This window comes from Escherichia sp. Lx600-2, from assembly GCF_036662595.1.
GTDB classification, from domain to species: domain Bacteria; phylum Pseudomonadota; class Gammaproteobacteria; order Enterobacterales; family Enterobacteriaceae; genus Escherichia; species Escherichia coli.
This window is the reverse complement of sequence record NZ_JAYQWM010000119.1, coordinates 1-8,366: the sequence shown is the minus strand read 5'-3', so window position 1 is coordinate 8,366 and position 8,366 is coordinate 1. Positions and strand designations below refer to the sequence as shown.

Below are 8,366 nucleotides of genomic sequence, written 5' to 3'. Positions count from 1 at the left end.
AAAGTTAGATTGGAGGTCAATTATGTGGACAAAGAAAAGTCATTTAACAGGGCAGAAAAAGCCATTTAAGCTAGAAGATATCTGGCGTATTCGAACTCGACTAGAAATTGAGGGCAACATCAAAGAGCTGGCGTTACTGAATATCGCCATCGATTGTAAATTACGGTCATGTGATCTGTTGAGAATGAAAGTTCGAGATATTTCTTCAGGTGGTGTCATTCAGAACAGAGTTCTTTACCAACAAAGTAAAACGGAACGTGAGGTTCAATTCGAAATAACTTCGCGTACTGCGCAATCATTAACACAATGGTTGATGCAAAGTGGTTTATCTGCGTCTGATTATATCTTCCCTAGCCCTCGTAAGGAGGGTAAGCCTATGAGCTATAGCTGCTATTCAACCATCATTCACCGCTGGGCGTCTCAACTCGGTTATGATCCTTATCTATATGGAACTCATTCAATGCGAAGAGCTAAGGCGACTTTAATCTATGCTCGAACAAAAAACATTCGTGCCGTTCAGTTACTGCTTGGACACGCTAAGTTAGACAATACAATTCGTTATCTGGGCGTCGAAATGGAAGATGCGCTTAATATATCTGAGGATATCGAAATTTAACATAGGTGACTAGTTCAAAAGATAAAGCGTTCCAGACGCTATGTTTTTGAGCGGAAAGACTTTGATGGTTTTGCTAGCTACGATCAAATTGGTCGAGCGCTTAGGTATTTGGTCAAACAAGGTGAGCTAATAAAGCTTGGCTATGGCTTGTATACCAAGGCAAGGATTAACAGCTTAACAGGCAGACCCATGCCTACTAACCCAGGGGGAAGCGATGCCCTGATGCGTGAGATATTAAAGATGAAAGGGGTCGATTTTGAGATGGACAACCTATCTCTGCAAAGCCTCTCAGGTGAAAGCACTCAAATACCATCATCCGTTCATTATTCATGGAATCCTAAGCAGTTTAATCGCAAGCTGGTAGTCGGCAATCGAGTACTGGGGACGTCTCAGAAAACGGAAAATAAAGCACGTTAAGCCCATTGCAGACTCTAGATATTGACGAGTACGTCGGGTTTTCTCTTGTTTGAGTTGCCTCTTGTGGTAAGATAGTAATCAATTACTATCTTACAAGGAGTGCTCGTGGACACCCATCCAAAGCATCTGCCGGCCGATGAACGTCGTGCCGTAACTGTCGAGTCCGTCGTGGCGCTTGCCGGTTCACAAAACCCAAGCGAGATAACCACTGCGGCTATCGCTAAACACATGAACTTGACCCAGGGTGCGCTGTTTCGGCACTTCCCGAACAAGGAAGCCATTTGGCAGGCGGTCATGGAGTGGGTAGCAGAGCGTCTATTAGCCAGAATCGATCGATCCGCACAAGGAATCGAGTCGCCCTTGGCAGCCATGGAGGCGATGTTCATGAGTCACATCGAATTCGTAGCTGAGCACCCAGGCGTGCCAAGAATGATGTTTGGTGAGCTTCAGCGTGCCGAATCGACACCGGCCAAGCGCATGGTGCAAACCTTGATTCAGCGCTACGGCGAACGTTTGCATCGTCTCATCGAGAAAGGCAAGGCCAGCGGCGAGTTGTCTCCCTCGCTTGACAACGAGGCGGCGGCAACGCTGTTCATTGGCACGATCCAGGGCTTGGTCATGCAATCGCTGTTGGCGGGTGATGTGGGACGTATGCACCGCGATGCGCCGCGCGTCTTTGCAATTTATCGGCGTGGCATAAGGAGTGCGCAATGAAAAAGTTACCCTTGCAAGGCCGCACCCTGGCACTGCTTGCCGTCATCATTCCTTTGCTGGTGCTTTTTATTTATGTCGGTCTGCGATCAGGGCCGCTCGCCCCGGTCGCTGTGACGGTGGCAAGCGTGGAATCACGGGCTATCACACCGGCGCTGTTCGGCATCGGCACGGTGGAGGCGCGCTACACCTACAAGATCGGGCCGACGTTTGCCGGGCGCGTCAAACGCCTGGAGGTGCATGTAGGCGACCAGGTCAAGGCCGGACAGGTGCTCGGCGAGATGGAGCCGGTCGACCTTGATGATCGGGTGCGCTCACAGGAGTCTGTATTCAAGCGGGCGGAAGCGGCTTTGCGTGAGGCAGAAGCCCGGCAAGCCTACGCGCAAACCCAGGCGCGCCGCTATGAGCAATTGTTTGCGGTGCGCTCGACCAGCGAGGAAATCGTCACCACCAAGCGGCAGGAACTGCAGATCGCCGATGCCGCCCTATCCGCCGCTCGGGAAGATATTGCCCGGGCACGCTCCGACCACGAAGCACTCGTCGCGCAGCGGAGCAATCTGCGCCTGATCGCGCCGGTCGACGGTGTAGTCGCCGTGCGCGATGCCAATCCCGGCACGACCATCGTCGCGGGCCAGGCCGTGGTGGAAGTGATCGACCCCAAGAGTTTGTGGATCAATGTGCGCTTCGACCAGATCAGCGCATCGGGGCTGGCTGGGGGGCTGCCGGCTCATATCGTCCTGCGTTCGCGTGGTGGCCAGACCTTGAAAGGTCGCGTGCTGCGGGTGGAACCCAAGGCCGACGCGGTAACCGAGGAAACGCTTGCCAAGGTGACATTCGATAACAAACCAGAACCTTTGCCACCAGTGGGTGAACTGGCCGAAGTCACGGTTGACTTGCCGGCGCTCCCGGCCGCTCCACTGATCCCCAACGCTGCCGTCCAGCGTGAAGGCGATAAAGTTGGTGTCTGGCAAATCGTGGATGGTGATCTGCATTTCTCCCCGGTCAAGCTCGGCACTTCCGACCTCAATGGTTACGTGCAGGTGCGCGAAGGGCTCAAGAATGGGGACCAGGTTGTGACCTATAGCGAAAAGGCACTGACGGCGCGCAGCCGCATCCATGTGGTCGAGCATATCCCGGGAGTTTCACGATGATCAGCCTGGCCGGCCGCGACATTCTCCATGCCTGGGGGAAATTCGTCTTCACCGGCATCGGTCTGGGTCTGCTGATCGGCGTCACCCTAGTCATGGCTGGGGTGTACCGAGGCATGGTGGACGACGGCAAGGCGTTGCTCGACAACAGTGGCGCTGACCTTTGGGTGGTGCAAAAGGATACTCTGGGTCCTTATGCGGAGTCGTCCAGCCTCAACGATGACGTGTATCGCGCCATTCTCGCCATGCCGGGAGTCTCACAGGTAGCGAACGCGACCTACCTGACCATGCAGGTACGCAAGGGCGAGAGTGATGTACGCACCATGGTGGTCGGCATCGCGCCCGGTGCGTTGGGGGCTACACCCGGATGGCCTCCTTATCTCGTCGCTGGACGCCAGATCACGCGCGGTCACTACGAGGCTGTGGCCGACATCGCCACCGGCTTCAAACTGGGAGATCGTCTTGCCATTCGCCGCAATCATTACACCGTCGTGGGGCTGACACGGCGCATGGTGTCGTCCAGCGGCGACCCGATGGTATTCATTCCGCTCAAAGATGCCCAGGAGGCCCAGTTCCTCAAGGACAACGATGCCATCTGGCAAAGCCGGCGTCGCACCGAAGCCAACCCGGTCTTCAATCGACCCGGTGATCCAGGTTTGCTGGATGCCGTGATTGCTTCACAGAGCAGCAACGCGTTCGTCAATACCGTGCTGGTCACTCTGAAACCTGGTCATGCGCCGGACGAGGTTGCCGAATCCATCCAGCGCTGGAAGTGTTTGACGGTCTACACCCGGGCACAGATGGAAGACATCCTCGTCGGCAAGCTGATCGCCACCTCGGCCAAGCAGATCGGCATGTTCCTTGTGATTCTGGCCATCGTTAGCGCGGCCATCGTTGCCTTCATCATCTATTCGCTGACGATGGACAAAATCCGTGAGATCGCGGTGTTGAAGCTCATCGGCACACGCAACCGAACCATCGCCGCGATGATCATGCAGCAGGCGCTCGCCCTGGGCGTGATTGGCTTCGTGGTCGGCAAGATCACAGCCACCTTTTCAGCACCGGCTTTTCCAAAATATGTCCTGCTCACGCCAATGGATTCTGTCGCCGGTTTTTTTGCTGTGCTCGTGATCTGCGTTCTAGCTAGCCTCGTCGCCATTAGCATGGCACTCAAGGTCGATCCGGCCGAAGCCATTGGAGGTTGAGATGAGTGGCAAAGGGATACACATCGAAAGTTTAAGCAAGCGGTATGGCGATGGTGACACCGCTGTCTTTGCCTTGAGAGACGTGAATATGCATGTTGCGCCTGGTGAAGTGGTGGGACTGATCGGCCCTTCCGGGTCCGGCAAGAGCACGCTGCTCAAGTGTCTGGGTGCGGTGATCGAACCGACCGCCGGTCGCATGACGCTGGGCGATGAAGTGATCTACGCCGATGGCTGGAAAGTCCGCGACCTGCGCGCCTTACGGCGTGACAAGATCGGTTTCGTTTTCCAGGCGCCGTACCTGATTCCGTTTCTCGATGTCACCGACAACGTGGCGCTGCTGCCGATGCTTGCAGGCGTCGCGAATGGAGAGTCGCGCGCGAAGGCACTGGAATTGCTCACAGCGCTTGATGTGCAACACCGAGCTCGCGCAATGCCCTCGCAACTCTCCGGTGGCGAGCAGCAACGGGTCGCCATCGCGCGCGGACTGGTCAATCGTCCGCCGGTGATCCTGGCCGATGAACCTACTGCGCCGCTGGATTCCGAGCGCGCCATGGCTGTAATCCGCATCCTCAACGACATGGCCCGGAAGTTAGAGACCGCCATCATCGTCGTCACCCATGACGAAAAGATCATCCCCACATTCAAGCGCATCTACCACATCCGCGACGGCGTGACCCATGAGGAAGCTGGCGAAGGGCGGGAGTTCGAATGAGAGAACGATTGAATTACAGGAGAATTTCATGACCCACCGCAAACACAGCCACGCATTTGGAACTATCACCCTGACCGTTACGGCCTGCCTGCTTTTATGGGGTTTTCAGTTGCCAGCTTGGGCTGGTGACGCTACCCAGGTTGAGCCACTGGCGCTACGCAAGATCATGCAGGAACTCGGGCGCAACATGTAGGCTATTACCGGTGCGATTTCGCAGGAGGAATGGGTTCAGGTCGTTCAGCTCGCCCCAAAAGTTGCTGCACACCCCGAGCCACCGCTTACTGAAAAAATGCGCATCCTTGCTTACCTCGGCGCTGATGCGACCAAGTTCAGAAACATTGACGCGCAGACTCACGAGGCGGCGCTGGCCATGAAGCTGGCTGCTGCGAGCAGCGACGGCAAAGCGGTGTCCAATCATTTGGCGGTGCACTGTCTGAAAAAGATCGTAAAACAGCCATGGTAACCACAGGCCGCCGCTTAGCGGAGCAAATCGGCAAAGGCAACGAGCGCATCATCTTCTCCATCATCAACAAGTTTGGCACCGCGATTGAACTGCCAGAGTGTTATAACGACAGCCCTGACATGATTGTCCTAGTTGATGAAGGCCACCGCAGCCAAAACGGTGAAAACAACATTCGAATGCAACAGGCGCTGCCAAAAGCCGCTTACATTGGCTTTACGGGGACACCACTGCTGCAAGATGACAAGACCGAAAACAAATTCGGTAAAATCATTCACTCGTACACCATGCAACAGGCGGTGGTAGATAAAACCGTTACCCCCTTACTATATGAAGAGCGTGTTCCCGAGTTAAGCACCAACGACAAAGCGCTTGATGCTTGGTTCGACCGCATCACCGATAAGCTGACCGAAAAACAACGTACCGATTTGAAGAAGAAGTTCGCTCAGAAAGGTCAAATCTATCAAACCGAGGGTCGTATTGAACTTATCGCTCATGATATTTCTGACCATTTCCAAAACTTCAAACGCCAAGGTTTAAAGGGTCAGCTTGCTTGTGACTCAAAAGCGTCTGCCATCCAATACAAAAAGCTTCTTGACCAAATTGGCAAGGTGACTTCGGTTGTCGCTATGTCACCGCCAGACACCCGTGAAGGACACGATACGGTCGATGGTGAAAGCAAAGACATGGTGCAAAATTGGTGGAAGGATAATGTCGGCAACGAAGATGAAAAAGCCTACACCAAACGCATCATTGAAGAGTTCGCCAAAGACGATGGCCCTGATTTGATGATCGTGGTGGATAAGCTTCTAACAGGCTTTGATGAGCCGAAAAACACGGTGCTGTACATCGATAAGCCGCTGAAACAACATAACCTTATCCAAGCCATCGCTCGTGTGAACCGCCTGCATCAGAAGAAAGAGTTTGGTTACCTCATCGATTACCGTGGCATCTTAAAAGAGCTCGATGCGACCATTGCGGACTACCAGGACTTGGCCGAGCACACCCAAGGTGGTTTTGATATCGATGACCTTAAAGGCTTGTACAGCCGCATGGTACTGAATATAAGAAGCTGCCAGGTCTTTATAGTGAGCTGTGGGCATTTTTTATTGATGTAAAAAACACACAAGATCCGCAAGCAATGGCACGGGTATTTGCGCCGAACATAGAATACGTAGATGGTCAGCCCACCGATTTAAACCTAAAGAAACGCCAAGATTTTTATAGCACGCTCACTGCGTTTGCTAATTGCTTAAAAGTCGCCCTGCAATCAGCCACCTACTTTGAAGACAAGAGCTTTGATGATAAACGTCAGATTTATAAAGACACGCTAAAAAGCATGACATCACTGCGTAAAGTTGTCCGTGAGCAAGCAGAAGAGACCATTGATTACGACGAGTACGCTGAGAGCATTCGCACTATGTTAGACAAGCACATCGGCGGCGTTGAGATCCAAGAGTCTAAAGGCGCTTATCTGGTTGGCAATATGGGTAAGGATATAAAACCAGAAGAGCTAAGTGACGATGAGGCTCGTAATAAGAAAGATGCGATCACAGGGCGTGTCACTAAGATGATTGAGCAAGACCTTGCCGACGACCCTTACGCTCAAGAGTATTTCTCGAAGCTACTTAAACAAGCGATTCAGCAAGCAAAAGAGATGTTTGATGCGCCTGTTAAGCAATATCTCCTATTTGCTGATTTTGAACAGTAAGTGAAGGAGCGCAAAGTCGAAGGAATGCCAACCGATCGCTTCGCAGAGCTAGACCCCAAAATTAAGCGTCATGTACAAGCTTACTTTGGATTGTTCTTAAAACATGGCGCTGAAGGTCAAGGTCTTACTGAAGAACAATGCCTCAACTATGCAGTAGAGATTGACGAGAAAGTGCGCAAAGCGGTGGCAGAGTTTTCAATCAATCCATCAGAGATTGAAAACCAGATCACTCTAGAGGTGCTGCCTTTACTGTTTGCCGATTTAGGGGTCGATAAAGCGCAAGTCATTGCCGAAGAAGTGGTGCAAATCACTCGCTTAGGTTTAGCTGGTCACCATTAATGGCATCAACACTCTCTGACGAACGTAACAAAGAGGAATACAGCTTCATCTATGGAGATGAGGCTGTGAGCTATGAGGTGCTGCGTAAGCCTATCAAACAAGGAAAAAAGCGAAGTATTACCATCAAGGTGCAACCCAACTGTGATGTCACAGTTAGTACCCCAGAAGACGCTGAGCTTGAGGACATTCACCAAGCGGTAATGAAACGTGCCAAGTGGATTTATGATGCCCTGAAAGAGTTTCGAGGTCATTTGGAGTACGTGCAGCCCAAACACTACGTTAGTGGTGAGATGCAGTTCTATCTTGGGCGTCGTTATGTATTGAAGATCGTGGAAGATTCAGAAGCCTTACCAACGGTAAAAATGACTCGCGGTAAGTTACTTGTCACCTTGACGAGGTTTAACGATGACAAAACTTCCATGGTTAAAGCTTTGGTGCGCAACTGGTACAAGGTTCGTGCTGAACGTATTTTCCATGAGCGCCTATCTGAGTTACTACCTCAAGCGACATGGGTTGATGGTATCCCCAGCTTTCGTGTACTGCCCATGACAAAGCAATGGGGAAGCTGTTCAGCCAAAGGGAACCTGATGCTCAACCCTCATCTAATTAAAGCGCCTAAAGAGTGTATTGATTACGTGATTCTGCACGAGCTTTGTCATATCGCTGAGTACAACCACAGTGAGAAATTCTGGCGCTTATTAACAAGCGTGATGCCTAATTGGAAAGCAGTAAAAGCCCGTTTAGATGGAATGGCGGAGCTGTATTTGAATGAGTAAGGATTGTTGAATGACATGCCCAACTTGTGAAAAGCATATTGGCTGGGATTGGCTCGAAGATGAGTGCATCGAGCCAAACGAAGCCTTTGACTGCCCACACTGTGATGAAACCTTGCGCTATGAAGTGGATGAAGGTACTTACCTTGGTGCTCAGCATGTAACGATTGAAGTTGTGGATGATTAGGTAAATTATTTATATCCGAGTGCCTATTCATTTAAGGTGAATAAGTATTTTCATTGTTCCATGAAGGTTTCGATGCATCGAATCTTT

At 51.8% G+C, this 8,366-nt stretch carries 13 protein-coding genes; all 13 read left to right on the top strand.

Translation table 11 applies throughout. The annotated features are described in order from the left end of the window. Nucleotides 1-616 (top strand): tyrosine-type recombinase/integrase (locus OQV04_RS22275; protein ID WP_442899671.1); only part of this gene is annotated, 616 nt, incomplete at its 5' end. Between the two features lie 21 nt (nucleotides 617-637). Beyond that, a complete protein-coding gene (locus tag OQV04_RS22270) occupies nucleotides 638-1,033 on the top strand; it encodes a DUF6088 family protein (RefSeq protein WP_089110956.1) in 396 nt (131 codons plus the stop codon). 105 nt (nucleotides 1,034-1,138) lie between these two features. After that, nucleotides 1,139-1,747 carry a TetR/AcrR family transcriptional regulator gene (locus OQV04_RS22265; RefSeq protein ID WP_004393990.1) on the top strand — a complete coding sequence of 203 codons (609 nt, stop codon included), beginning with the start codon at nucleotides 1,139-1,141 and terminating at the stop codon, nucleotides 1,745-1,747. Further along, nucleotides 1,744-2,895: an efflux RND transporter periplasmic adaptor subunit gene (locus OQV04_RS22260; protein WP_102138714.1), complete on the top strand. Its 1,152-nt coding sequence runs from the start codon at nucleotides 1,744-1,746 to the stop codon at nucleotides 2,893-2,895. The genes OQV04_RS22265 and OQV04_RS22260 overlap by 4 nt, the downstream gene beginning before the upstream one ends. Further along, the gene (locus OQV04_RS22255; RefSeq protein WP_332642964.1) at nucleotides 2,892-4,097 is read left to right on the top strand and encodes an ABC transporter permease; all 1,206 of its coding nucleotides are present in this window, start codon (nucleotides 2,892-2,894) and stop codon (nucleotides 4,095-4,097) included. Before OQV04_RS22260 ends, OQV04_RS22255 begins: the two co-directional genes overlap by 4 nt. Before the next feature lies 1 nt (nucleotide 4,098). Further along, a complete protein-coding gene (locus tag OQV04_RS22250) occupies nucleotides 4,099-4,809 on the top strand; it encodes an ABC transporter ATP-binding protein (RefSeq protein ID WP_014611607.1) in 711 nt (236 codons plus the stop codon). Between the two features lie 28 nt (nucleotides 4,810-4,837). Next, complete coding sequence (locus OQV04_RS25275) at nucleotides 4,838-5,002, top strand: hypothetical protein (protein ID WP_226981121.1); 165 nt, start codon at nucleotides 4,838-4,840, stop codon at nucleotides 5,000-5,002. Between the two features lie 96 nt (nucleotides 5,003-5,098). After that, nucleotides 5,099-5,272, top strand: coding sequence for a hypothetical protein (locus tag OQV04_RS25270; RefSeq protein WP_442899670.1), 174 nt, complete (start codon nucleotides 5,099-5,101; stop codon nucleotides 5,270-5,272). Further along, on the top strand, nucleotides 5,266-6,387 hold the full coding sequence (locus OQV04_RS22240; protein WP_231619283.1) for a type I restriction enzyme subunit R domain-containing protein: 1,122 nt from the start codon (nucleotides 5,266-5,268) through the stop codon (nucleotides 6,385-6,387). The genes OQV04_RS25270 and OQV04_RS22240 overlap by 7 nt, the downstream gene beginning before the upstream one ends. Nucleotides 6,388-6,410: 23 nt before the next feature. Continuing rightward, nucleotides 6,411-6,980, top strand: coding sequence for a hypothetical protein (locus OQV04_RS22235; RefSeq protein WP_231619282.1), 570 nt, complete (start codon nucleotides 6,411-6,413; stop codon nucleotides 6,978-6,980). 24 nt (nucleotides 6,981-7,004) lie between these two features. Beyond that, nucleotides 7,005-7,319 (top strand): hypothetical protein, encoded by a 315-nt coding sequence (locus OQV04_RS22230; protein WP_231619281.1) that lies wholly within the window; start codon nucleotides 7,005-7,007, stop codon nucleotides 7,317-7,319. After that, complete coding sequence (locus tag OQV04_RS22225; protein WP_102138715.1) at nucleotides 7,319-8,095, top strand: M48 family metallopeptidase; 777 nt, start codon at nucleotides 7,319-7,321, stop codon at nucleotides 8,093-8,095. The genes OQV04_RS22230 and OQV04_RS22225 overlap by 1 nt, the downstream gene beginning before the upstream one ends. 10 nt (nucleotides 8,096-8,105) lie before the next feature. Continuing rightward, nucleotides 8,106-8,279, top strand: coding sequence for a hypothetical protein (locus OQV04_RS22220; RefSeq protein ID WP_004394002.1), 174 nt, complete (start codon nucleotides 8,106-8,108; stop codon nucleotides 8,277-8,279). Nucleotides 8,280-8,366: the final 87 nt, after the last annotated feature.

Bases quoted from the DNA above. Each gene is read 5' to 3' on its own strand.
- OQV04_RS22260 (WP_102138714.1), top strand. From the start codon at position 1,744: ATGAAAAAGTTACCCTTGCAAGGCCGCACCCTGGCACTGCTTGCCGTC.
- OQV04_RS22255 (WP_332642964.1), top strand. From the start codon at position 2,892: ATGATCAGCCTGGCCGGCCGCGACATTCTCCATGCCTGGGGGAAATTC.
- OQV04_RS22250 (WP_014611607.1), top strand. From the start codon at position 4,099: ATGAGTGGCAAAGGGATACACATCGAAAGTTTAAGCAAGCGGTATGGC.
- OQV04_RS25275 (WP_226981121.1), top strand. From the start codon at position 4,838: ATGACCCACCGCAAACACAGCCACGCATTTGGAACTATCACCCTGACC.
- OQV04_RS25270 (WP_442899670.1), top strand. From the start codon at position 5,099: ATGCGCATCCTTGCTTACCTCGGCGCTGATGCGACCAAGTTCAGAAAC.
- OQV04_RS22240 (WP_231619283.1), top strand. From the start codon at position 5,266: ATGGTAACCACAGGCCGCCGCTTAGCGGAGCAAATCGGCAAAGGCAAC.
- OQV04_RS22235 (WP_231619282.1), top strand. From the start codon at position 6,411: ATGGCACGGGTATTTGCGCCGAACATAGAATACGTAGATGGTCAGCCC.
- OQV04_RS22230 (WP_231619281.1), top strand. From the start codon at position 7,005: ATGCCAACCGATCGCTTCGCAGAGCTAGACCCCAAAATTAAGCGTCAT.
- OQV04_RS22225 (WP_102138715.1), top strand. From the start codon at position 7,319: ATGGCATCAACACTCTCTGACGAACGTAACAAAGAGGAATACAGCTTC.
- OQV04_RS22220 (WP_004394002.1), top strand. From the start codon at position 8,106: ATGACATGCCCAACTTGTGAAAAGCATATTGGCTGGGATTGGCTCGAA.